Consider the following 23,513-nt stretch of genomic DNA (forward strand, 5'->3'; position numbering starts at 1 on the left):
TTCATCGGACATTTCCTCCGCTGTGCCCCCTAAATATCCGGAATTCGCTGGCCGAAATCACCGCAAGCGTCCTGTCATGGAGTCCCACACCCCACCGAGAGGTGCTGTGCCATGCGGAGACGCCTGCGCGCCGGAGCGGCGCTGGCCGCCGTCCTTGTGCTGAGCCTGACCGCGCCGCCGGTCGCGGCGCAGTCACGGCAGGCCACGGAGCAGGTCGTCCCGGGGCTCAGGCAGCCGGTCGAGCTGGTGGTGGACGAGTGGGGTGTGCCGCACATCTACGCCCGAAACACCGACGACCTCTTCCTCGCCCAGGGGTTCAACGCCGCCAGGGACCGGCTGTTCCAGATCGACCTCTGGCGCCGCCGCGGCCTGGGAGAGCTCTCCGCGGTGTTCGGCTCCGCGTACGTGGAGCAGGACAAGGCGACGAGGATGTTCCTGTATCGCGGGAACATGGACCGGGAATGGGCGAGCTACGGCCCCGGAGCCAGGCAGGCGGCGACCCGCTTCACCGAGGGCGTCAACGCCTACGTACGGTGGCTCGAACGGAATCCGGACCGCATGCCGCCCGAGTTCCGGCAGCTGGGATACCCGCCCGCGCTCTGGCGGCCGGAGGACGTGGTGCGGATCAGAAGCCACGGCATCTCCAAGAACGTCTTCAGCGAGGTGCTCCGCTCGCTCATCGCCTGCGCGGGCGGAATCGAGGCCGCCGGAGCCCTGTGGCAGCTGGAACCCGAACACACCACGACCCTGCCCAAAGGGCTCGATCCCTGCTCCGTGCCCGTGGACGTGCTGCGGACCTACGATCTGGCCACGCGGGGCGTGGTCTTCCAGAACGGCGCGCTACGCCTGGTCCCTGCCGACCCCGCGGCCAGTGAGGGCAGCAACAGCTGGGCGGTCTCGCCGGGCCGCTCCGCGACAGGCCGTCCCATCCTGGCCGGCGACCCGCACCGGTCGTTGACGGCGCCCTCCCTGCGCTACATGGCCCATCTGTCGGCGCCCGGGAGCGACGTCATCGGGGCCGGTGAACCCGCGCTTCCGGGGATCTCGATCGGGCACAACGGCACGGTCGCGTTCGGCCTGACCATCTTCGGCACCGACCAGGAAGACCTCTACGTCTACCAGCTCGACCCCGCCGACCCGGGCAGGTACCGGTACGGCGACGGCTGGGAGCGCTTCACGACCATCACCGAGAAGGTGCCGGTCGCGGGCGGCTCGCCGGTCGACGTGGAGTTGCCCTTCACCAGGCACGGCCCTGTGCTCAAGATCGACAAGCAGCGCAACCTCGCGTACGCCCTGCGCACCACCTGGCTGGAGCCCGGCACGTCGCCCTACTTCGGCAGCCTGACGTACATGGGCGCCCGCGACTTCAAGCAGTTCGCCGCGGCGATGAGCACCTGGGGCGGCCCGCCCGAGAACCAGGTGTACGCCGACACCTCCGGCAACATCGGCTGGGTGCCCGGCGGCCTCACCCCCCGGCGCACCGGCTATGACGGCCTGCTGCCCGTGCCGGGCGACGGCCGCTACGAATGGAAGGGCTTCTACGACGGCGCCCGCCTGCCCCGCTCCTACAATCCGCCGCGAGGGCTGATCTCTTCGGCGAACGAGTTCGACCTGCCCGCGAACCACCCGGTCCAGGTGGGGTTCGAGTGGGATCCTCCCTACCGCAAGCAGCGGATCGACGAGGTGCTCGCGGCGAGGCCGAGGAGTTCGGTCGATGACTCGATCCGCCTGCAGGCCGACAAGGTGTCCAAGCCCGCCCAGCGGATCGTGCGCCTGCTCGCCGGCCTGACGAGCGCGGATCCGGACACCCAGCGGGCGCTGACGCTGCTCCGGCCCTGGGACGGGGCGACGGACGCGGATTCGCCGGAGGCGGCCCTGTTCGAGCCGTGGTTCTCGCGTCACCTCGTGCCCGCCGTCCGCCGCGCGGTGCTGCCGCCGGCGGTGGCGGACGCCATCCCCGTGCTCGACGTCCGCGTGCTGATCGACGCGCTGGAGAACCCGGAACGCTGGTTCGGGACCGGAGGTAAGGCCGCGCGGGACGACCTGCTGGCCACGACACTGGCCGCCGCCTACCGCGAGGTCGCCGGGCGGCTCGGTGCCGACCCGCGGCTGTGGAAATGGGGCGCGCTGCAGTACACGGAGTTCACCAGCCCTGTCGGCGCGAACGTGGGTCCCTTCCCCCGGGGCGGCTCGGCGTACACGGTGGACGCCTCCTCCTACAACGCCGCCACCTACCAGCAGTCGTCCGGAGCGTCGTTCAAGATGGTGCTCGACGTCGGCAAGTGGGACGACTCCCGCGCGGTCAACGCCCCCGGCCAGTCCGGCGATCCGCGCAGCCCGCACTACCGGGATCTGGCGGAGCGCTGGCGGACGAGCGACTACTTCCCGCTGCTGTACAGCCGCGCCCAGGTGGAACGGCACGCCGAAAGCACGATCAAGCTGCTTCCGCAGCGGTAGCTTTGCGTGCCATGTCGTTCAGTCACAATGACCACTATCATCCGCTTCTGCTCAAGCAGATCCCCGAGGGCGCCGGGACCGCCCTGGACGTGGGCTGCGGGACCGGGCTGTTCGCGCGGCGGCTGGCCGCGAAGGGGCTGGTGGTCGACGCGATCGACTCCTCCGCCGAGGCCGTCGAGGCGGCCCGCTCGATCCCGGGTCCCGTACGGTACGAGCGGGCCGACATCGCGGTGGCCGAGCTGCCGCGCGGCAAGTACGACTTCGTCTCGTGCCTGGCCAGCATCCACCATGTGCCCTTCGAGACGGTCAGCCTGTTACGCCGATCGCTCGCGCCCGGCGGGGTGCTCGCGATCCTCGGCTGCTATCGGGAGAGCACACCCGCGGACTACGCGGTCAGTCTGTGCGCGGCGCCGGTGAACGCGGTCGCGCGCCTCCTTTCAGCGGCCCGGCCGCAGGAGGCGGAGGCTCCCACCGAGATGGTGGTCGCCAAAGCCATGATGACGCTGCCGGAGATCACCGCCGAGGCGGCGACGCTGCTGCCCGGAGCCTCGATCCGCCGCCTGCTGTTCTGGCGCTACCTGCTCGTCTACAAAGAGCCGATCAGCTAGGTCCCAGGTCCTGCCACAGGGCGTCAGGTACGGAATGGCGCAAGGCGGCCAGGTTGGCGGTGATCTGGCCTGGTTCGTGGGCGCCGACCAGGATCGAGTGCACCGCGGGATGCCGGAACGGGAACTGCAGGGCCGCGGCCGTGATCGGCACCTCGTGCTCCTGACACGCCGCCGCGATCCGCCGCACCTCCTCGGAGGCGTCGGCCGGCGGCCCGGCCAGCTCGCCACGGTGCAACAGGCTGGCCGCGACGACGGGGATGTCGCGCTCCTGGCACAGGGGCAACAGCTCCTCGAACGCCGACCGGCGCAGCAGCGTGCACTGGTTGGCGGCGAGCAGGAGGTCCGGGTCGGCGCGCTTGACGAAGTCGACGAGCATCCGCGACTGGTTCATGCCGACGCCGATCGCCCGCACCACACCCTGGGCGCGCAGGTCGGCCAGGGCGGGGTACGCCTCGTCCAGGGCCTGCGGCCAGTGGTGGTCGGGGTCGTGGATGAGCAGAATGTCGATCCGGTCCAGGCCGAGGCGCTCCAGGGAGTCCGAGACGCTGCGCAGGACGCCGTCGCGGGTGAAGTCCCACTCGACGTGCCGATCGTCGGGCACCGCGAAGATGCCCGCTCCGGGCGACCCGTTGGCGCCGGGCCGGACCAGGCGGCCGACCTTGGTCGACAGGAGGTACTCCGACCGGGGGCGGCCGCGCAGCGCCTTGCCCAGGCGCTGCTCGGCCAGCCCGAAGCCGTAGAACGGGGCCGTGTCGAAGTAGCGGACCCCGGCCGCCCAGGCCGTGTCGATGACGGCCTGGGCCTGGGCGTCGGAGATGGGATGGAGGTAGTTCCCGAGGGGTCCGCCGCCCAGGCCCACCCTGGGGAGGGCTATCACGCCGACGCCAGATGAAGCCTGCTACGCATCGACACCCGCTTCCTTGGCGGCTCGGTCGATCTGGGCCAGTTCGTCGTCGGTGAAGTCGAGCCGGTCGACGGCCGCGACGTTCGCCTCCAGTTGCTCGGGGCTCGACGCGCCCACCAGGACCGACGTGATGCGCGGGTCGCGCAGCGCCCAGGCCAGCGCCAGCTGGGCCACCGACTGCCCGCGGGCCGAGGCGAGCTCGCCCAGGGCGCGGACGAAGGCCAGCACTTCGGGCGTGACCCGGTCAGTGGTCAGGAAGCGCCCCTCGGCCGCCCGCGAGTCCGCCGGGATGCCGTCCAGGTAGCGGTCGGTCAGCAGGCCCTGCGCCAGCGGTGAGTAGACGACGCAGCCGACGCCCTCCTGCTCCAGCACGCCCAGCAGTGACTCCTCGATGCGCCGGTTGAGGAGGGAATACGAGGGCTGGTGCACGATCAGCGGGGTGCCGAGCTCGCGCAGCAGCCGGGCGGCCGCCGCCGTACGCTCGGGGGAGAAGTTGGAGACCCCGGCGTAGAGGACGCGGCCGGTGCGCACCATGTGGTCGAGCGTGCTCACCTGCTCTTCCAGCGGCGTCTCCTCGTCGTCGCGGTGCAGGTAGAAGATGTCCACGAAGTCCAGGCCGAGCCGGTCCAGCGAGCGATCGAGCGTGGCCAGCAGGTGCTTGCGCGAGTTGCCCTTGCCGTAGGGGCCGTCCCACATGGGGTTGCTGCCCTTGGTGGTGACCACGATCTCGTCGCGGTGGCCGCGCAGGTCCTGGCGGAAGATCGTGCCGAACGTCGACTCGGCGGCGCCGAGCGGCGGACCGTACCTGTCGGCGATGTCGAAATGGGTGATGCCAAGGTCGAGCGCCTTGTGCAGGATCGCCCGCTGGCTGTCCAGCGGCTTGCCGCCGCCGAAGTTGTGCCACAGGCCCAGCGAGACCGCGGGCAGTCGCAGACCGCTGCGGCCACATCTCCTGTACGGCTGGCGTTCGTAGTTCAACAGCTCACCTTCCCGCTATTCCGGTCAGCGTCACGCCCCGGATGAACGTTTTCTGGGCAATGAAGAACAGTACGACAATCGGCATCATCGCGATGATCGAGACGGCCATCATCTGGTTGTACTGGGTGGCGTACTGGCCGGAGAACATCCCGAGGCCCAGGGGGATGGTGAACTTCTCGGTGGTCCGCAGGTAGATCACCGACTCCAGATACTGGTTCCAGTTGCCGACGAACGAGAACAGCATGATCGCGGCCAGCGCCGGCTTCGACAGCGGAAGCATGATCTTCCACAGGATCCGCCACTCCGACGCGCCGTCGATTCGGGCCGCGTCGATGAGCTCCTGCGGGATCGTGGTGAAGAACTGGCGCAGCAGGAAGATGTACAGCGCCACCCCGAAGAACTCCGGCACGATCAGCGGCAGGTAGGTGTCCACCCAGCCCAGCTTGGCGAACAGGATGTACTTCGGCACCAGTGTGATCTCGCGCGGGATCATCATCGTGCCCAGCATGAGCGCGAACAGGACGGCGCCCAGCCGGGCCCGCATCCTGGCGAAGGCGTAGGCGGGCAGGACGCACGAGATCAGGTTGCCGGCCATCGACAGGGCCGTGATCAGGACGGTGTTGAGCAGGAACCGGGTGAAGGGCAGGTTCCCGCTCCAGCCTCGGGTGTAGTTCTCGAAGTGGAAGGCGTCGGGCAGGAACTGGGGCGGGAAGGCCAGGTTCTCCGCGTCCGACTTCAGCGACGTCGTCACCATCCAGAGGAACGGCAGCAGGAACACGCCGGTGGCCGCGATGAGCAGCACGTACGCGCCCGCCCGCTGGGCCCGTCTGATGCGCTCGGCCTGACCGGCGGTCATGGCGGCGCGCCCCGGCCGCCGGATGTCGGGGGCGGCCTTCGTCTCGACCAGCATCCCGGCCCTCCTCTCGAAAGATCAGTTGAACTCGTAGTGGACCCAGCGCCTGGCCAGGCCGAACTGGATCAGGGTGACGATGATGACGATCAGGAACATGGCCCAGGACAGCGCGGCGGCGTAGCCCATGTCGAAGAACACGAACGCCTGCCGGTAGATGTAGAGCCCGAGCACCATGGTGGAGTTGGCCGGGCCGCCCTCGGTCATGATGAGGATGAGCGTGTACGCCTGGATGCTCGCGATGAAGCCCGTCACCACGTTGAAGAAGATCACCGGCGACATCATCGGCACGGTGACGCTCCAGAACCGGCGCCACCAGCCGGCGCCGTCGATCTCGGCGGCCTCGTACAGCGTGGCCGGGATGCCCTGCAGTCCGGCCAGGTAGATGACGATGGTGTTGCCCGCGCCCCAGACGCTCATCAGGATGAGGGCCGGCATCGCCCACTCCGTCGAGCCCAGCCACGGCGGGCCCGAGATGCCGACCATGGCCAGCAGCTTGTTGATCAGGCCGAAGTCGGGATGCAGGATGTTCAGCCACAGCAGCGCGGTCGCCACGCCCGACACCACCGACGGCAGGTACATCACCGTGCGGAACAACCCCTGGAAGCGCAGCGGCTGGTTGAGCAGCAGCGCCAGCGCGAAGGTGAAGACGACGCCCAGCACCACCGCGCCCAGGCCGTAGTAGAACGTGTTGACGATCGAGTCCCAGAACTCCGGGTCGTTGACCATCTTCTGGTAGTTGGCCAGGCCCGCCCAGGTGGGGCTGCGCAGCAGGTTCCAGTCGGTGAAGCTGATCGCGATCGAGGCGAGGATCGGCCCGCCGCTGAAGAAGACGAACCCGATCACCCACGGCGAGACGAACAGGTGGAAGCGCCGGGCCTCGCGGCGGGCCAGTGTGCTCTGGCCGCGCCGCGAGAAGACGGCGGCGACAGCGCTCATGCGATCTTGTTCTCGGCCAGCAGCGGGGTGATCTTGTCGGTGATCTCCTTCAGGCCGCTCGCCAGATCGGTCTTGCCGATCATGACCCGCTCCCAGATGGGCTTGGCCGTCTCGACGACCTTCTTGTTGGCGGGCAGCTTGAGCACGCCGTCGCCGGTGCCGTACTCCTTCATGGCGCTCTTGACGGTCTCGACGACGTCCTTGGGGATGCCGAGCGCCTCGGCGTTCGGCTCCCAGGCCGACTGCCGGGCCGGGGCGCTGATGCGGCGGAACTGCTGCCCGGTCGAGGAGAGGTACTCGTTGAGGTAGATCCAGGCCGCGTCCTTCTGCGGCGACTTGGCGTACATGGCCAGGGCGCTGCCGATGACCGGCGTGAAGCGGCCCTTCGGGCCCTTCGGCGTGGGCGCGACGCCCCACTTGAACGCCGTCTGCTTGGCCAGCTCGGTCAGGATCCACGCGCCGTTGATCGACATCGCCGCGTGCCCGACCTTGAACGGCTCCACCTTCTCCAGCACCTGGTTGAGCTCGGCCAGACTCGGCACCGCCTTGTCCTTGTTCAGCAGGTCGAGCCACATGCCGAAGACCTTCTGCGCCTCCGGCTCGGAGATCATGGAGACCGACTCGTCGGCGTTCAGGTAGCGCCCGCCGTACTGCGCCAGGGCGCGGGGCGTGATGTCGGGCTCGGGCAGCAGCATCGGGGTGAAGCCGTAGACCTTCTCGGCGCCCGAGCCGCTGGTGAGCTTCCTGGCGACCTCCATCATCTTCTCGACGGTCCACGACTCGTCGGGGTACTTCTCGCCGGCCTTGTCGAAGACGTCCTTGTTGTAGAAGAGCAGCTTGGGCGCCATGTCGGTGGGTAGGCCGAACAGCTTGCCGTCACGCTCGTAGTAGCCGAGCGCGTTCACCGGCAGGTCCTGCTTGTCGAACTCGGGTGTCTTGGCGATGAACTCGTCCAGCGGCTGGAAGATGTCGTTGGCGATGAAGTTCTGGGCCCAGCTGTAGTGCGTGTACATCACGTCGGGCATGGAGCCGCCCGCCGCCTGGGCCATGTACTTGGTGAGGTAGGAGTCGAACTGCGAGGTCTCGCGCTTGATCTCGATGTTCGGGTGGCGCTTGTGGAAGAAGAAGTCGAACTGCGCGTTGCGTACCTCGGCGATCACGTCCGCGGTGATCGCCACGGTCAGCGTCACCTTCGACACCGGGTCGGCCACCTGGGTCGTCGGCCATTTCAGCGCGTTGTTGAGCTGCTCGGCCTCCTCGAACGGCCAGGTGTCGTTGCCGGGCCGGTTCGGATCCAGCGTCGGCACGCCGGACTTCGTGGGCGCCGCGGCCTGCCGCTGCTGACGGGTGTCGCCCGCGCAGGCGGACAGCATGGGCACGGTCGCCGCGGCCACCGCGAGGGCCAGCATCTGGCGCCGGTTCATCTCCATGGGGGGTGGGCCTTTCAGAGAAAGAGCTCGATCACTGCTATCGCCTTGTCCGGGCGCTGGAATTCGGCCAGCCGAGCGGGAGAGATCCGATGTGTGGATCCGTCATCGTCCGATGCGCGAGGCATGGCCGTACCGTAGACCTGGTAATTAACTTCGTCAAGAATTGAATTGCAAGCGCTTGCAACCTAGGCTCAGGCACGTTGTGAGGAGTTCAGCGGGGTTGGCGTCGGCCGCCCTGCCCGAGCCGGCGGTCCCGAGCGGGTTACCGATGAGTCCGGCTCACTCCTCCTATCTCTGCTTGGAGGCCCTGTGTCGCAATGGACGCTCACTGACGAAGACCTGGAAGTCGCGATCGCGCTCTCGGCCGATGGCGAGCCGACCCTGGAGGTGCGGCGCGACGGCCGGGTGGTGGTGCGGCCGTCCAGGCTGGGCCTGCGGGCCGCGCACGAGGACCTGAGCACCGGCCTGGCCTTCGACGGGATGTCGTCCAGGCAGGTGACGGAGTCCTATGAGACGGTGACCGGCAAGCGGCGCGAGCACCTGTACACGGCCAAGGAGTGGACGCTGTCGTTCACCAAGGGCGCGCACCGGCTCCACCTGGAGGTGCGGCTCGGCGGCCACGGCGTGGCGTACCGGTACGTGGTGCCATGGACCGGACCGGTGACGGTAATTGACGAAATTTCGGAGTATGTGGTGCCGAGGGAGGCCCGTGCGGTGCTCCTGCCGTACGAGAACGGGCGCTGCGACTACGAGGAGATCCACCGGCACGGCCCGGTCGCCGACGCCGAGCCCATCCTGTACGGCTACCCGTCGCTTTTCCAGATCGGCGACACCTGGCTGTTCGTCACCGAGTCGAACCTGGACAGCGGCTACGCGGGCACCCGGCTGCGCTTCGACGGCCACGCCTTCCGCCTCGACCTGCCCGACCCGTACGTGACGGCGGCCAGTCCGCTCGTCACACCGTGGCGCACGATGATCATCGGCGAGCTGGCCACGATCGTCGCCAGCGACCTGGTGACCAGCCTGGCCGCGCCCTCGGCGGTGGACGACACCTCGTGGATCCGGCCCGGCGCGGCGGCCTGGTCGTGGTGGTCGGACGGCCCCTCCACCCGTGACCTGGACGAGCAGAAGCGCTGGGTCGACTTCGCCGCCGCGCACGGCTGGCCGTACGTGCTGGCCGACGCCGGCTGGAACAAGCAGTGGATGCCCGAGTTGATCGCCTACGCCGCGGCCAGGAACGTCGGCGTCTGGCTCTGGTCACACTGGCAGCACGTCGACACCGAGCTGGAGCACCGCGAGAAGCTCGCGCTCTGGAAGGAGTGGGGCGCCGTCGGCGTCAAGATCGACTTCACCGAGTCCGACGGCCAGGACCGGATGCGCTGGTTCGACGCCATTCTGGCCGCCACCGCCCGGCTGAAGCTCATGGTCGTCTTCCACGGCGGCACGATCCCGCGCGGCACCGAGCGCACCTGGCCGCAGTTCATGACCGCGGAGGCGGTCAAGGGCGCCGAGTGGATCAAGCCGAAGCCCGGCAAGCTGCCGCTCTACCCGCCCGCGCACTACCTGTCGCTCGCGTTCACCCGCAACGTGCAGGGCCCGATGGACTTCACCCCGTGCACCTTCACCGCGGTCCGCACCATCTCCGCCGGATTCGAGCTCGCGCTATCCGTGATCTTCGAATCGGGCGTCCAGCACTTCGCCGACGGCATCGAGGCATACGAGGCCAGGCCCGAGGCGCTGCGGCTGCTGTCCGGCGTCCCCACCGCATGGGACGACACGCGGCTGCTGTCCGGCGACCCCGCCGACCACATCCTGCTGGCCAGGAGGAGCGGCGGCGAATGGTACGTCGGCGCGGGCGTGTCGGGCGAGGCCCGCACGCTCACCGTGCCGCTCGACTTCCTGGACGAAGGGGAGTGGACGGCCGAGATCTACCGGGACGCCCCCGACGACGGCATCCTCGCCGAGACGGCGACGGTGTCGGCCGGGGGCAAGCTCGACCTCGCCGTATCCCCCAACGGCGGGTTCACCCTCCATCTGAGGAGAGAAACCTCATGATCAAGCGCCTGAGCGGCACCCTCGCCGCCGTCACCCTCGTCTCTTTATCGGCGATACCCGCCTCCGCCTCCACCGCCGCGGCCGTCTGGACGCAGCGCTGGAACCCGAACCCGGCCAATCAGACGGTCGCCCAGGCCTTCGAGGGCATCGAGGACGACCGCTCCGACTCCCACCCCGGCGTCACCCACATCTACGTCTCCGGCGACGCCTACCGCTTCGACATGCACACCCAGGACCGCGACGGCGACGACCGGCAGCGCAACGAGGTCAAGGGCATGCGGACGAGCAGCAGCTCGTACCTCAAGATCCTCAAGAACCAGGTCTGGCGCATCTCCTACCAGCTGTACATCCCGACCTCGCTCGACGCCACCAGCTCCTTCACCCACATCGCGCAGATGAAGGTGCCCGGCTCCGGCGCGCCCCTCTACACGATGTCGCTGCCCATCTCGGGCGGCACCCCGAAGATCAACGTCCGCTACTGGGACGAGGACGAGCAGACGCACGAGGTCGGCAACACCAACCTGAACCCGATCCAGGGCAAGTGGCTCGACACCACCTTCGAGTTCAAGGCCGCCGACAACGGCTACCTGCGCTGGACGCTCAAGGACGGCTCGACGACGCTGGTCGACAAGCGCCTGGACAACACCGACCTCTGGCGCGCCGACACCGACTACCTCCGCCCCAAGTGGGGCATCTACCGCAGCATCAAGAGCTCCGGCCTGCAGAACACGTACCTGCTAATCAGAAACCTGCGCGCCGAACAGCAGACCGCCAGCGCGGCCGACACCGACGAGGTAGCCAACCCGTGAAGAAGTACGGCGCCCGCCTCGCGGGTGCGCTCGCCACGCTCGCCCTGATCGCGACCGCCACCCCCGCGGTGGCGGCCCGCACTCCCACCCCGTCGGAGGGGCCGTCGCAGACCCAGACGGCCCGGCCGCCGCGCTGGGAGCTGCGCTGGGACCCGAGCGTCAAGAAGGACGGTGTCCAGGCGTTCGAGGCGCTGGAGGACGACCGGCGCGGCTCCCATCCCGAGGGCCTGCCGCACGTCTCCACCGACAAGGACGCCTGGCGCTTCACCGCCCACCTGGAGGACCGCGACGGCGCCGACCGCATGCGCAACGAGGTACGCGGCATGCGCGACGGCAAGGGCGCCCCGCTGGAGATCCGCAAGGACGAGACCTGGCGGATCAGCTACCGCATGTACATCCCGGACACCCTCGACGCGACCACCTCCTTCACCCACATCTGGCAGCTCAAGAACTCCGACGTCGGCACCCCGATCGCGCAGATCTCGCTGCCGGTCATTGGGGGCGTGCAGAAGATCGCCGCCCGGTACTGGACGCTCCCTGACAACACCTCGCACGACTTCGCCACCGCCGACCTGGAACCGATCCAGAACAAGTGGGTCACCACCACGCTGGAGTTCAAGTCGAGCGACGACGGCTACATGCGCTGGACTCTGTCGGACGGCCGCCGGACGATCGCCGACCAGAAGATCGAGCACATCGACCTGTGGTGGACCCAGGAGCAGTACAACCGGCCCAAGTGGGGCATCTACCGCAGCATCAAGAGCGCCGGGCTGCAGGAGACGTACCTGCTGGTCAAGGACCTCAAGGCGTGGCAGCTCGGCCCGGCGACGCCGCCGGTCAAGCTGCCGGCGCCGGACCGGAGCCCGGGCGCCTATGAGGCCGAGCGGGTGGGCAACGTGTGGGAGGGCGCGGCCGAGCCCGCCTACTGCGCGGTCTGCTCGGGCGGCAGGAAGGTGATCCTCATCGGCGGCAACGTCTACGACTACGCCGTGGTCAAGGGCGTATTGTCGGAGACCACCGGCACCCGGCGGATGACCGTGCACGCGCTGGTGGACGGCGCGCAGACGTTCGCGGTCAGCGTCAACGGGGCCGACTCCATCCAGGTGCCGATGACCGGGACCAAGGACACCGTGACGACCACGACCGTGCCGGTGGACCTGGTGGCCGGGGTCAACACGATCCGGTTCTTCAGCCTGACGGCCAGGGGTCCCGAGCTGGACAAGATCGTCATCAGCTGAGCCCGTACGGCCCACGTCCTGCTTGGGCGTGGGCCGTAGCACCACCCCAAGGATGGAGTCAGGCCACATGGCACACGACCTCAGCAGACGCGGTTTACTCGTGGCGGGCGGCGCGCTGGCCCTCGCGGCGGCGACCGGCATCCAGCCCGCTGCCGCGGGCACGTTCTGGCAGTCCAAGCTGCTCTCCTACGACCGGCGCGGGCGCCTGACCTACGCGCAGGACGCCGAGGGCAACCGGTTGCCGGACTTCAGTCACGCCGGATACCGCAACGGCGAGCGGCCGATCCCGTGGGCGCGGGTGGTCAAGGCCATCCGGCCGGTCGAGGGCGACAACACCGCCCATATCCAGGCGGCCCTCGACGAGATCGCGGCGCTGCCCCGCGAGCGGCGCGGCGCGCTGCTCCTGCTGCCCGGCCTCTACCCGGTCGCCGGAACCCTGTACGTACGCGCCGACGGCATGGTGCTGCGCGGCAGCGGCGACGGCGAGGACCCGGCGGGCAACACGATCATCAAGGCCACCGGCAACAGCCCCAAGGACCGCGACGTGATCGTGGCCGGCGGCACGTCGGCGGGCGGCTGGGCGGGGGAGGTGCCGGGTACCCGTACCGACATCACCACGGACTTCGTGCAGGTGGGCGCGCGCGAGTTCGAGGTGGCGAACGCCGGGTCGCTGCGGCCCGGCGACAACATCGTGATCTACCACCCGTGCTCGGAGGGGTGGCTCAAGGCCATCGACTACGGCGGCCACGACGTGGGCCCGGCCTGGCAGGTGGGCGAGCACCCGATCATCTACAACCGCTACATCCGGGAGATCTCCGGCAACAGGCTGAAGATCGACGTGCCCGTGTTCAACCACCTGAACCGGGCGCTGTCCCAGTCGTCGGTCTACAAGTGGGACCGGGCCGGGCTCGTCACCCAGGTGGGCGTCGAGCGGCTGCGCGTGGACATCGAGTATCACGGCGACCCCGAGCAGGACGAGGATCACGCCTACAACGCGATCGTGCTGCTGCGCACCGAGGACTCGTGGGTGCGCGACTGCACGATGCTGCACTTCACCCAGGCCGGGGTGGCCACCCAGGAGACGACCCGCGCCACGGTCGAGAACTGCCGGGCCGTCGACCCCGTCAGCATCGTCACGGGGAGCAGGCGGTACAACTTCAACACTTATGTCTACTCGCAGCAGGTGCTCTTCCGTGACTGCTACGCCTACAAGTCGCGGCACGCCTTCGTCTCCAACGGGCACAGCACGGTGTCGGGCGTGGTGTTCGTGCGCGGCACGGCCGAGTACGCGCTGAACTCCAGCGAGGGCCACCGCCGCTGGTCCCAGGGCCTGCTGTACGACGGGCACCGCGACATCGACCCGCACTACGACTACACGCTGGGCCTGTACAACCGGGGCCGCTACGGCACCTCGCACGGCTGGTCGGCGGCGCACTCGGTGGCGTGGCGGTGCGACGTGTCGACCAGCAGGCTCATCGTCCAGAAGCCGCCGACGGCCCAGAACTACGCGATCGGCTGCCTGGGGACGGTCACCGGGGACGGCCCCTTCCAGCAGCCCGCCGGGTACATCGAGGGCACCGGCCAGGCGGGTCTCCTGCCGCCCTCGCTGTACGAGGCGCAGTTCCTCGACCGGCTACGAGGCGGCTTCTGAGCCCAGGTCCAGCCGGAGCAGCCCGCCGGTGGGCACTGTGATCGTGTGCGTGCCGGGGGACAGCTCCAGCGTCGTGTCGCTCACCGTACGGCCCCGGCAGGTCTGGACCCTGGCGCGGGCCGTACCGGAGTGGCCGACCTGGAGCAGCACGTCGGCCGAGTCGTCGGCGTTGGCCAGCCAGAACGTGCCCGCCTCCGGGACCGCCACCGGCAGCGGCGCGTAGCGGGCGGTGATCATCGTATCCGCCGAGCGGGCCGTGACCTGCGGATAGACCAGATCGGGACGGGCCGGCTCGAACGCGCCGTGCTGCAGCACATCGGCGTGCTCCTTGACGAAGCCCAGCCAGAACCGCAGCACCTCCAGCTGTCCGGGCGTCTGCGTGGTGAGGTCCACCGAGATCTGCGGGACCGCGAACAGCACGTTGACCAGCTGCGCCGCGACCCGCTCAGGGGTCTCGTCCGGGTGCCACATCAGCATGTCGGCGTGCACGGCCAGCGGCCCGGCGATCAGGCGCAGGTCCACCGTGCGCTGGCGGTTGTGCGCGGGGCTGAGCGGGCAGTCCGAGGCGCGGACCATCGTCGCGTACGGCCACAGCCCCGGGCTCACGTACGGCTGGCGCAGCTCCACCAGGCAGTCGCGGGGCAGCATGGCCAGGAGTCTGCGCACGCCCTCGTTGACCGTCGCGCAGTCGGCGTCGGGCCCCGGCTCGGGCGGGTCCTCCACGGCGAACTGGTCGATGAAGTCGATCTTCAGGCCGTCCATGCCCCACTCCTGGACCGCGCGGGTCAGGTGGCCGGCGAGGAGCTCGCGGATGTAGGGGTAGCGCGGGTCGACGATGACCGCGTTCATGTGCTCCTTGTAGGCCAGCGAGTAGGGCTGTACGCGGTCCCAGAGCGCGGTGTGGCGGCCGACGAACGGCAGGGCGTACCAGAGCAGGTAGGCGAGCCCCGCCTGCTTCACCGCCGCCACGTGTCCGGAAATATCGGGAAAAGACGTGGCGGAGGGCTCCCACTCGCCGACGTGCCCGTAACCACGCCCGCGGTCGTCGCTGTGCCAGCCGTCGTCCACGATGATCGCCTCGCAGCCCAGCTCGGCCGCCGGGCCCGCCTGCCGCTCCACGCTCACGGCGTCGACGTGCTGCTGCATGGCGTACCAGGTCGAGTACGCGGGCATCCGCGCCACCTCGGGCACCTCTCCCGCCGGGCCGCGCCACCCCTCGGCCACGTCCGCGCGCTCGCGGACGTCGGCGCGCCACCACTCTGCCACGTCCGCGAGTGTGCGGGCGAACGGCCGTCCGGTGAGGTCGAGCCGTAGCACCAGGCCGGTGCCGGGCTCGGCGTCGTGCTCGGCCCAGAAGCCGAAGTCCCCGGTCTCCTCCACCACCCCGGTGCGGATGCGCACCGGCCGGACCACCTCGCCGACGGCGTACGTGCACAGCGACACGTCACCGGCGCCCACCAGGCAGCCCACGGGGGCGTTCTTCTCCAGGGCGGCCACCCGGGGCTTGCGCCAGAACGGCGGCAGCCCTCTGTGCTCGCCGCCGTCGGGCGCCCAGAAGGCCGTGGCGGCCACGCACGGCACCCGCCACGCCACGCGGACGACCGCCGGCCGGTCCGGGGTGATCCGCACCTCGTGGACGCCCTCGGCGTCCTCGGTGACGGTCCACGTCAGCTCGGCCGCCGCCGTCGCGGTCAGTTCCGTCGCGCCCGCGTGGACGCGTACCTCGCGGGTCTCGCCCGGAGCGCGGTCGTGCGGCTGCCAGATCCCGGTCGTCGCGGTCACTGCCACTCCTGAGTCACTGTCGCTCCTGGAGAGTGAAGAAGGTCTGGATGGCGACCGAGGCCGCGCCGCGCGCCCACTGCTCGAAGGGCCGGGGGCGCAGGAAGATCCGGCAGTCGGCCGCCGCCCCGAACGCCTGGCTCGCGAACGACCGGCTGATCTGCTCCTCGAACAGGTCGTAGGCCGCCAGCCCCTGCACGTCGCCGGTCACGATGATGCGCTCGGGCCCGATGAGGTTCGCCATGGCCGCCATGGCCAGCCCGATCGCGTGCCCCGCCCTGGCGAACACCTCGCGCGCCGCCACGTCGCCCGCGTGGGCGGCGTCGATGGCCGCGTCGATGGTCAGCGACGCGTCGCCGGTGGCCTCGCGGACCGCGGCCACGATGGGCGCGGTCCCGGCGATCGCCTCGACGCAGCCGCGTCCCCCGCAGTGGCACGCGGGCTCCTCGCCGCCGACTGGGACGTGCCCGATCTCCCCGGCGACGCCGTGCGATCCGGCCACGATCCGGTCGTTCACCACCAGCCCGCAGCCGATGCCCACCCCCACCGTGACCACCGCGAACGACGACGCGCCGATGCCCTCGCCGAACCACTGCTCGGCCACGGTGAGGGACTTGACGTCGTTCTCGACGGTGACCCGCAGGCCCGTCGCCTCGGCGGCCAGCCGGGCCAGCGGCACCTGCCGCCAGTTGAGGAAGGGGGAGTAGCGCACCATGCCGTGCGCCTTGTCCACGTCGCCCGACACGGCCAGGCCCAGCGCGTGGCAGCGCTGCCGGTAGGCCGGGTCGGCGGCGAGCAGCTCGGCCACGAGGTCGGCCAGCGTCGCCACCACGTCCTCGGGCGAGGACGCCGTCAGAGGGCGGTGCGCGCCGACGAGCACCTGGGCGCGCAGGTCGGTGACGACGCCGATGAGCTCGTCGTCGGTGATCTTCACGCCGGTGAAGAACTCCCGGTCCGGCTTGATGGCCAGCGGGCTGGCCGGTCGGCCCGCGCCGGGGCCCGGCCGGTCCGTGGCCTCCAGCTCTTCCAGATAGCCCGCCTCGATGAACGGGCGCGCCGCCTTGGTGACGGCGGCGGACGACAGCCCCGTCCGCCTGGCGATCTCCACCCGGGAGACCGGCCCCTGCGTCAGGACCATGGTGAACACGGTGGCCGCCGCGGGAGTGGTGAGCGGTGCAGGCATGATGGGCATCGTAACACTAATTAACTTCGTTAAGAATTGATTCGAAGGGCCCATCGATCTAGGCTCCGGGACATGCCTTCGGTGACCTTCGACGCGGCCAGCCGTACGTATCTGCTGCCCACCTCAACCGCCAGCTACGTCCTCGGGCTCGACGCCGACGATACCCCCGTCCACCTGCACTGGGGACCCCTTCTGACCCAGGAGCAGGCGGCGTCGCTGCCCCGCCCGGCGGCACCCCCCGCGAGCAGTTTCGACGGCGCGGGACCGGCCGAGGAGCTCGGCACCGAGGCGGGCGCGCGCTTCGGCACTCCGTCGCTGCAGATCGCCTTCCCGGACGGAGCCCGGGGCGTCGACTGGCGCCATCTCGGTCACACGATCGACGGGGGACACCTGACGGTCCACTTCCGGGACGCCGTCCAGCCGTTCGAGGTGGACCTGCACTACCGGGTGCGCGGCGACGTCGTGGAGCGGTGGACCGCGCTGCGCTCGGAGGTGCCCGTGACGATCCTGCGGTGCGACTCGGCCGCGTGGAGCGTTCCGCCGCTGTCCGGGTACCGGCTCAGCCACGCCGTCGGTGGGTGGAGCGCCGAGCACGGGCTGCGCCGTACCGACCTCACCGTGGGCGAGACGACGCTGACCAGCAGGCGAGGGCTGAGCAGTCACCACGCCAACCCGTGGCTCACCGTCGACGGAGGCGACGCGGGCGAGCGCCACGGCGAGGTGTGGAGCTGCGCGCTCGCCTGGAGCGGCAGCTGGCGCATCACGGTCACCCGCGACCCGTCGGGGAGCGCGGGGTGGACGGGCGGGTTCGGCCACGAGGGCCTCACCTGGCGGTTGGAGCCGGGGGAGGAGTGGGTGACGCCGGTGTTCGCCGGGGTCTATGCTCCCGACGGGTTCGGCGGGGCCAGCCGCCGCTGGCACGAGCACATCGCCGGGTACGTGCTGCCCCAGCCGGACGAGCTGCGCCCGGTGGTCTACAACGCCTGGGAGGCCGTCGGCTTCGACGTGGCCGAGTCGAACCAGAAGGAGCTGGCCGCGCTCGCCGCCCGCGCGGGGGTGGAGCTGTTCGTCATGGACGACGCCTGGTTCGGCGGGCGCACCGGCGACAGCGCCGGGCTCGGCGACTGGTGGCCGAACCCGGACCGCTTCCCCTCCGGCCTGGCCCCGCTCATCGACGAGGTCCACGGGCTGGGCATGCGGTTCGGCCTCTGGGTCGAGCCCGAGATGGTCAACCCCGACAGCGACCTCTACCGCGCCCACCCCGACTGGGTGCTGCACATGCCCGGCCGCCCGCGTACGTTGCTGCGCAACCAGCTCGTCCTCAACTTCGCCCGGCCCGACGTCGCGGACTGGGCGCACAAGTGGCTGCACCGGCTGGTCGGCGAGCACGGCGTGGACTTCCTGAAGTGGGACTTCAACCGGGCCTTCACCGAGGCGGGCTGGCCCGGCGCCGCCGACCAGGACCGGCTCTGGATCGACCACGTGCGAGCCGTCTACTCGATCATGGACCGGCTCCGCGCCGACCATCCGCACCTGCGCATCGAGGCGTGCGCGGGCGGCGGCGGCCGTACCGACCTGGGCATGCTGGCCCGTACCGATCAGGTGTGGACCTCCGACAACACCGACGCCCACGACCGCGTCGCCATCCAGCACGGCTTCAGCCAGATCTACCCGGCCCGCGTGATGGCCGCCTGGGTGACCGACAGCCCGAACCCGCTCACCCGCCGCCTCACCCCGCTCAGCTTCCGCTTCCACGTCGCCATGGCCGGCGCGCTCGGCCTCGGCGGCGACCTGCTGAAGTGGAGCTCGGCGGAGCTGGCCGAGGCCGCCGAGCTGGTCGCCGTCTACAAGGACATCAGGCCCGTCGTCCAGCTCGGGCGGCAGGACAGGCTCGAGTACGGCGTGCAGTACACCTACGGCGACCGGACCGTCGTACTCGCCTGGCGGGGGCCCGTCGCGCACGGGACACCGCTCGTGCCGCTCCGCCTGGCCGGGCTCGACCCGCTGGGCCGCTACCGCGACGAGGACACCGGGCAGCTGCATCACGGAGCCCTGCTGATGTCGGCGGGCCTGCGGCCGGACCTGCCTCCGGGCGACTACACCAGCGCACTGATCCGCCTGCGCTCGGTGTAGTCGAGTCGGTCTTATCCGATTGATGAAAGGCCGCGCAGGGCGAGCTGGGCGGCGCGCACGGCCGACTCCTCCGCCTGCTCCAGCGACCCGCCCCGGTTGATGGTGGAGATGACCGCGAGCTTGGTGGCGCCGATCAGCGCGCCCACGGCCGCCGCCGCGTCCACGTGGTCGAGCTCGTCGGGAAAGGCGTCCTCCAGTGCCCGCGCCAGCTGGAGCTGGCTGTCGAACAGCAGATGCAGCGCCCGTGCCTGCAAGGAGGGGACGGTCATGATGAGCCGCATCCGCAGGGGCGCGTCCAACACTCGGAAGTCGTCGTCGCTCGCCCACCGCAGGCTCGTCCGTACGAGCCGCAGCAGCAGGTCCGCCACGCGTTCGCCGGGCATCCTGGACGAGATCATCTCGATCGCCCGCGCGATGCGGGACGCGCTGTCGAAGAACAGCACGTCCTCCTTACTGGCGAAGTAGCTGAAGAACGTCCGCGTCGACACCTCCGCCTCGGCCGCGATCTCGGCCAGCGTGGTCTCCTCGAAACCCTTCTCGTCGAACAGCCGGAGCGCGGCCTCGATCAGCGCCCGGCGTGTGCGCTGCTTCTTGCGCTCCCGTAGTCCCACCATGCCGGGAACTGTACCGCCAAACTTAGGGATTTTCATCCATTGAAGTTTTGCAGCGAATGAGGTTTTCTGGTGGAGTTGACCAAGCGAAAAGGAGCCACACCATGTCGGATCTGACCCTCACCACCACCCGCCAGCGCCCCTTCGATCCACCTGACGAAATCGCCGAGCTGCGAGAACAAACGCCGATCCACCGCATGACCTACGCCGACGGGCACCTCGGCTGGATCGTGACCGGCTACTCCGCCGCCCGCGCCGTGCTCGCCGACGCGCGCTTCAGCAACCGCCCCGAGCTCATCCACCCGCCGATCCCGGCCCGGCTGCAGCTCGCGAAGGAGCAGGGTTTCCGGGTGCCGCCCGGGTTCTTCCTGCGCATGGACGCCCCCGAGCACACCCGCTACCGCAAGCTCCTCACCGGTCAGTTCACCGTGCGCAGGATGAAGGAGCTGGAGCCGAGGATCGCCGAGATCACCGACGCCTGCCTGGACGCCATGGAGGCCGCGGCCAAGCCGGTCGACCTGGTGCAGGAGTTCGCGCTGCCCATCCCGTCGCTGGTGATCTGCGAGCTGCTGGGGGTGCCGTACGAGGACCGGGCGCAGTTCCAGGAAGACACCAAGGTGCTCGTCAACCTGGAGATCAAGGCCGAGGACGCCATGGGCGCGATGACGCGCATCTCCGCGTACCTGTACGGGCTGATCCAGCGCAAGCGGGCGAAGCCGGAGGACGACCTGCTCAGCGGGCTGATCGAGGGCGGCGAGCTGAACGACGAGGAGCTCACCGGCGTCGCGTTCCTGCTGCTGGTGGCCGGCCACGAGACGACCGCGAACATGCTCGGCCTCGGCACGTACGCGCTGCTCACCAACCCCGCCCAGCTCGCCCTCATGCGTGACGACCCGTCGGCGGTCGAGAACGGCGTCGAGGAGCTTCTGCGCTACCTCACGATCATCCACCTCGGCCCGGTCAGGAGCGCCCTGGTCGACGTCGAGATCGAGGGCCAGCTCATCAAGGCCGGCGAATCGGTCGCGATCCACCTCCCGGTGGCCAACCGCGACCCCTCCCGCTTCCCGGACGGCGACACCCTCGACCTGGCCCGGCCCGCCACGGGCCACCTCACGTTCGGCCACGGCATCCACCAGTGCCTCGGCCAGCAACTGGCCCGGGCCGAGATGCGCATCGCCTACCCGGCGCTCCTGCGGCGCTTCCCCGGCCTACGCTTGGCCATATCACCGGAGGAGGTGCCGATGCGCTCGGACATGAGCATCTATGGTGTGCACCGCCTCCCTGTCACCTGGTAGGTCAATGATGGAGATCAAGGCAGACACGACGGTGTGCATCGGTGCGGGCATGTGCGCGCTGACGGTGCCGGCGATATTCGACCAGAGCGAGGAGGAGGGGACCGTGGTGGTCCTTGACTCCACCCCACCGGCCGAACTGGAAGAAGCCGTCCGCCGCGCCGTGACGCTGTGCCCGTCAGGCGCCATCTCGGTGGTCTGATTTCGATTTGCTGGGTCCTTCGTGTCGACGGCGGGTGCCTTCTGTCGTACCGGTCTGGCCGGCCAACTTACGGCTCGCCCAGCCCGAACCTTCCCCGCCGTCGCCGCGACCGTCTTCTGGGGCGCTCGTCCATCGGGGCTGACCCTTACTGGGCCGACCGCCTATCGGGCTGACCGTGTGCCCGGATGCCCCCACGGGCCCGATCGCTTACCGGCCGGATCGCCCACCGGCCCCACCCTGCACTGGCCCACTGCGCACCGCGCACTGGCTCATGGGGCACCGGCCCATCGCCCCTCGGTTGCAGGCAGCCAGCGCGGATGCGCCAGGTTCGCGGACCTGCTGAGGCGCCGACCAGTTGGGTGCGGACCGCTGATCCCAGACCTCCGGATGGTCCTTGAGCGCGCTGCCCGTTCCGCGGACCTCCGCGTCCTCCTGCGGACCGTCATCTCACTGCAGCTGTTCGCCCCCTGGAGCCTGGACCCCCACCTCCCTGGACTTCCACCTCCCTGGGGACCCCCGCCCCCCTGGACCTCAATCCCCTTTCTGGACCTTCACAGCCCTCTGGAGACTCCGCCGGGGCGGCCTGGGCGCCGGATCTCCGCTGAGGCGGACCCTCGCCAAGGGGTCGGCCTCTACGTGTTCGCGTGCCTCTCGCATGGCCTCTACACGCCTTTGCCCGTCCCTCAACCTCGGTCCCTCAACAACCTTGGCCACCAACCTCGTCCCGCCGCACGTCAATGGGCATGTAGTCCACCCTCCCCCACGCTGATCGAATCTGTGTTCGTAGAATAGGTTGACACCGAGCGTGATCGAAATTATGTTCGACCTAGTGACGTGAGGCTCGCGGCTCACGTCGTAGGACCTGGTCGCGGGCCGTTCGCTTCCCCCAAGCGAGACCCGCGATCAGGCTCCAGGGCGAAGGGCGTGTCCTCGTCGTCGGCGGAGACGAGTGGGCGCGTCCTGGCCGGACGGGGTGCGGGGAAGCTCCTCGTCCGGCCAGCCCGGCGGAATTGTCGGTGGAGTCTGCGAACCTTGGCTTCACCGGCGGAGACGCCGGGAGCCGCCATGACTCCAAGGAGGCGCGCAAGATGGCACCAAGGCTCAGCGATACGCAGGGGCCCCGGCTGTCGCCCGCAGTTAGGGCGCACCTGACGGATTCACATTCCTGCCTGGCGGAGGCGACAGCCGCTCGCACCCCGGCATCCCGATACGTGGCAGCGCACCTGGCAGCGCTACGAGCGGCGGCGGCGATCCTGGCCGCCCGCCCACGCCCCATGGAAGGCCGCAGGCGCCGCCTGCGCAGCGCCTGGGAGCTGCTCCCGGAGGCGGAGCCCAAGCTCGCGGAATGGGCCGCCTACTTCTCGGTGAGCGCCGCTAAGCGCGCCGCCGCCGAGGCCGGCATGGTCCGTGGCGTCAGCGCGGCCGACGCGGACGAGCTTTTGGCTGAAGCCGACACCTTCGTCGCCGTAGTCCAGGACATCCTGGGCGTCCCCGCTCAACCCCCACTCCCGGTCGAGGTCCCCCTGGCCGGCTGACCACACCGCTCGCGCCGCCGACCTCGACGGCGAGTGGGCAGCCGGACAACTCGAACACGAGCGAACACACCGACCCAGGCGAGGGCCAGCAGACCATCCCGACCAAGGACGACCCCGCCCAACCGGTGGAAGCAGAGCGCGACGCCTGAAGCATGCGCAAAGACGCCGCATGCAGGCGATCGAACGCCCCGAACCAGGGCGGCCAGGGGGCCAAGGAGGATCTCCGCAGAATTGAACGGTAGGCCAAGGGGCCTCGTGGTCCATCGGCAGGGCGGCAGGGGGAACGTCAGGCCGTCCAGTTCTCAACGGCGATCGCGCTGCTGCCGGCCTGGGCCAGCTCGATGATCTGCGTCATGGACAGGGTCTTGCGGAACCTGTGACCCATCCGTTCCTCCATGGCCGCGCGGCCGAACTCGAGGATGTCTCTGGCGTCACCCGGCTACCGGACCGACTCTGACGTGAGCAGGACTCCTATGAGTTCCTTGAGGCGGCCGGTGATGCGGCGGTACCCCTGCGTGTCGATCTGGACCAGGTCTCCGGTACGCAGCCGGCCGTTGAGGGCAACAGTGTCTTGGCGGCCTGGGGGTCGGCCAGGTAGCCGGGGCTGGTCTGGCGGCCAAGGACCTCGCGCGGCCACCGCCGGGAGGACCCCGCGCGGCCACCGCCGGGGGCCGTGCCAGGCCGAATACAGCGGGCTGGGCCCCGCTCGCCCGCTACCGCGAGGGTCCTCGTCCCTTGCCCGACCTCGTCAGGGCCGTGTTACGCCACTCGCGGCGGAAGGGGGCGGCGTTTCCGCCTG

Annotated in this window: 18 protein-coding genes; 10 read left to right on the forward strand and 8 right to left on the reverse strand. The window is 69.9% G+C overall.

Annotation, left to right across the window (positions count from 1 at the left end; all coding sequences use genetic code 11):
• Nucleotides 1-111: 111 nt before the first annotated feature.
• On the forward strand, nucleotides 112-2,457 hold the full coding sequence (locus AB0C30_RS18780; protein ID WP_357945183.1) for a penicillin acylase family protein: 2,346 nt from the start codon (nucleotides 112-114) through the stop codon (nucleotides 2,455-2,457).
• Nucleotides 2,458-2,468: 11 nt separating this feature from the next.
• A complete protein-coding gene (locus AB0C30_RS18785) occupies nucleotides 2,469-3,065 on the forward strand; it encodes a class I SAM-dependent methyltransferase (RefSeq protein WP_357945185.1) in 597 nt (198 codons plus the stop codon).
• Here AB0C30_RS18785 and AB0C30_RS18790 read toward each other — a convergent pair.
• From AB0C30_RS18790 to AB0C30_RS18810, 5 genes are read right to left on the reverse strand one after another with little or no spacing between them, the layout of a single operon-like run.
• Complete coding sequence (locus AB0C30_RS18790; protein WP_357945187.1) at nucleotides 3,058-3,942, reverse strand: aldo/keto reductase; 885 nt, start codon at nucleotides 3,940-3,942, stop codon at nucleotides 3,058-3,060. The genes AB0C30_RS18785 and AB0C30_RS18790 overlap by 8 nt on opposite strands.
• A 21-nt stretch (nucleotides 3,943-3,963) precedes the next feature.
• On the reverse strand, nucleotides 3,964-4,947 hold the full coding sequence (locus tag AB0C30_RS18795) for an aldo/keto reductase (RefSeq protein ID WP_357945190.1): 984 nt from the start codon (nucleotides 4,945-4,947) through the stop codon (nucleotides 3,964-3,966).
• Between the two features lie 4 nt (nucleotides 4,948-4,951).
• On the reverse strand, nucleotides 4,952-5,857 hold the full coding sequence (locus tag AB0C30_RS18800; protein WP_357945193.1) for a carbohydrate ABC transporter permease: 906 nt from the start codon (nucleotides 5,855-5,857) through the stop codon (nucleotides 4,952-4,954).
• Between the two features lie 21 nt (nucleotides 5,858-5,878).
• The gene (locus AB0C30_RS18805; RefSeq protein WP_357945196.1) at nucleotides 5,879-6,796 is read right to left on the reverse strand and encodes a sugar ABC transporter permease; all 918 of its coding nucleotides are present in this window, start codon (nucleotides 6,794-6,796) and stop codon (nucleotides 5,879-5,881) included.
• Nucleotides 6,793-8,220, reverse strand: coding sequence for a sugar ABC transporter substrate-binding protein (locus tag AB0C30_RS18810; RefSeq protein WP_357945198.1), 1,428 nt, complete (start codon nucleotides 8,218-8,220; stop codon nucleotides 6,793-6,795). Before AB0C30_RS18810 ends, AB0C30_RS18805 begins: the two co-directional genes overlap by 4 nt.
• Nucleotides 8,221-8,535: 315 nt before the next feature.
• Here AB0C30_RS18810 and AB0C30_RS18815 point away from each other — a divergent pair, with 315 nt between their 5' ends.
• From AB0C30_RS18815 to AB0C30_RS18830, 4 genes are all read left to right on the forward strand, one after another.
• On the forward strand, nucleotides 8,536-10,281 hold the full coding sequence (locus AB0C30_RS18815) for a glycoside hydrolase family 97 catalytic domain-containing protein (RefSeq protein WP_357945200.1): 1,746 nt from the start codon (nucleotides 8,536-8,538) through the stop codon (nucleotides 10,279-10,281).
• Nucleotides 10,278-11,090, forward strand: coding sequence for a hypothetical protein (locus AB0C30_RS18820; protein WP_357945203.1), 813 nt, complete (start codon nucleotides 10,278-10,280; stop codon nucleotides 11,088-11,090). Before AB0C30_RS18815 ends, AB0C30_RS18820 begins: the two co-directional genes overlap by 4 nt.
• Nucleotides 11,087-12,328: a hypothetical protein gene (locus AB0C30_RS18825; protein ID WP_357945206.1), complete on the forward strand. Its 1,242-nt coding sequence runs from the start codon at nucleotides 11,087-11,089 to the stop codon at nucleotides 12,326-12,328. Before AB0C30_RS18820 ends, AB0C30_RS18825 begins: the two co-directional genes overlap by 4 nt.
• Before the next feature lie 67 nt (nucleotides 12,329-12,395).
• A complete protein-coding gene (locus AB0C30_RS18830) occupies nucleotides 12,396-13,979 on the forward strand; it encodes a hypothetical protein (RefSeq protein WP_357945208.1) in 1,584 nt (527 codons plus the stop codon).
• Here AB0C30_RS18830 and AB0C30_RS18835 read toward each other — a convergent pair.
• On the reverse strand, nucleotides 13,962-15,761 hold the full coding sequence (locus AB0C30_RS18835) for a glycoside hydrolase family 36 protein (RefSeq protein WP_357945211.1): 1,800 nt from the start codon (nucleotides 15,759-15,761) through the stop codon (nucleotides 13,962-13,964). The two genes, AB0C30_RS18830 and AB0C30_RS18835, sit on opposite strands and share 18 nt — an antisense overlap.
• 13 nt (nucleotides 15,762-15,774) lie before the next feature.
• Nucleotides 15,775-16,941, reverse strand: a complete 1,167-nt coding sequence (locus tag AB0C30_RS18840; protein WP_357945213.1) for an ROK family transcriptional regulator — start codon at nucleotides 16,939-16,941, stop codon at nucleotides 15,775-15,777.
• A 72-nt stretch (nucleotides 16,942-17,013) separates the two neighbouring features.
• Between AB0C30_RS18840 and AB0C30_RS18845 the strand changes: the two genes are divergently transcribed.
• A complete protein-coding gene (locus AB0C30_RS18845; protein WP_357945215.1) occupies nucleotides 17,014-19,074 on the forward strand; it encodes an alpha-galactosidase in 2,061 nt (686 codons plus the stop codon).
• Between the two features lie 11 nt (nucleotides 19,075-19,085).
• On the opposite strand, the gene AB0C30_RS18850 is transcribed toward AB0C30_RS18845, so the two are convergent.
• The gene (locus tag AB0C30_RS18850; protein ID WP_357945218.1) at nucleotides 19,086-19,688 is read right to left on the reverse strand and encodes a helix-turn-helix domain-containing protein; all 603 of its coding nucleotides are present in this window, start codon (nucleotides 19,686-19,688) and stop codon (nucleotides 19,086-19,088) included.
• A gap of 101 nt (nucleotides 19,689-19,789) precedes the next feature.
• On the opposite strand from AB0C30_RS18850, the gene AB0C30_RS18855 reads away from it, so the two are divergent.
• From AB0C30_RS18855 to AB0C30_RS18865, 3 genes are all read left to right on the forward strand, one after another.
• Nucleotides 19,790-20,980 (forward strand): cytochrome P450, encoded by a 1,191-nt coding sequence (locus AB0C30_RS18855; RefSeq protein WP_357945220.1) that lies wholly within the window; start codon nucleotides 19,790-19,792, stop codon nucleotides 20,978-20,980.
• A gap of 7 nt (nucleotides 20,981-20,987) precedes the next feature.
• Nucleotides 20,988-21,179 carry a ferredoxin gene (locus tag AB0C30_RS18860; protein WP_357946339.1) on the forward strand — a complete coding sequence of 64 codons (192 nt, stop codon included), beginning with the start codon at nucleotides 20,988-20,990 and terminating at the stop codon, nucleotides 21,177-21,179.
• Between the two features lie 1,088 nt (nucleotides 21,180-22,267).
• Complete coding sequence (locus tag AB0C30_RS18865; protein WP_357945223.1) at nucleotides 22,268-22,714, forward strand: SAV_6107 family HEPN domain-containing protein; 447 nt, start codon at nucleotides 22,268-22,270, stop codon at nucleotides 22,712-22,714.
• The last annotated feature ends 799 nt before the right edge of the window (nucleotides 22,715-23,513 follow it).

The sequence above is a fragment of the Nonomuraea sp. NPDC048901 genome, assembly GCF_040649695.1.
Classification (GTDB): Bacteria; Actinomycetota; Actinomycetes; order Streptosporangiales; family Streptosporangiaceae; genus Nonomuraea.

Bases quoted from the DNA above. Each gene is read 5' to 3' on its own strand.
- AB0C30_RS18810 (WP_357945198.1), bottom strand. From the start codon at position 8,220: ATGAACCGGCGCCAGATGCTGGCCCTCGCGGTGGCCGCGGCGACCGTG.
- AB0C30_RS18830 (WP_357945208.1), top strand. From the start codon at position 12,396: ATGGCACACGACCTCAGCAGACGCGGTTTACTCGTGGCGGGCGGCGCG.
- AB0C30_RS18820 (WP_357945203.1), top strand. From the start codon at position 10,278: ATGATCAAGCGCCTGAGCGGCACCCTCGCCGCCGTCACCCTCGTCTCT.
- AB0C30_RS18860 (WP_357946339.1), top strand. From the start codon at position 20,988: ATGGAGATCAAGGCAGACACGACGGTGTGCATCGGTGCGGGCATGTGC.
- AB0C30_RS18850 (WP_357945218.1), bottom strand. From the start codon at position 19,688: ATGGTGGGACTACGGGAGCGCAAGAAGCAGCGCACACGCCGGGCGCTG.
- AB0C30_RS18785 (WP_357945185.1), top strand. From the start codon at position 2,469: ATGTCGTTCAGTCACAATGACCACTATCATCCGCTTCTGCTCAAGCAG.
- AB0C30_RS18780 (WP_357945183.1), top strand. From the start codon at position 112: ATGCGGAGACGCCTGCGCGCCGGAGCGGCGCTGGCCGCCGTCCTTGTG.
- AB0C30_RS18845 (WP_357945215.1), top strand. From the start codon at position 17,014: ATGCCTTCGGTGACCTTCGACGCGGCCAGCCGTACGTATCTGCTGCCC.
- AB0C30_RS18840 (WP_357945213.1), bottom strand. From the start codon at position 16,941: ATGCCTGCACCGCTCACCACTCCCGCGGCGGCCACCGTGTTCACCATG.
- AB0C30_RS18800 (WP_357945193.1), bottom strand. From the start codon at position 5,857: ATGCTGGTCGAGACGAAGGCCGCCCCCGACATCCGGCGGCCGGGGCGC.
- AB0C30_RS18805 (WP_357945196.1), bottom strand. From the start codon at position 6,796: ATGAGCGCTGTCGCCGCCGTCTTCTCGCGGCGCGGCCAGAGCACACTG.
- AB0C30_RS18865 (WP_357945223.1), top strand. From the start codon at position 22,268: ATGGCACCAAGGCTCAGCGATACGCAGGGGCCCCGGCTGTCGCCCGCA.
- AB0C30_RS18855 (WP_357945220.1), top strand. From the start codon at position 19,790: ATGTCGGATCTGACCCTCACCACCACCCGCCAGCGCCCCTTCGATCCA.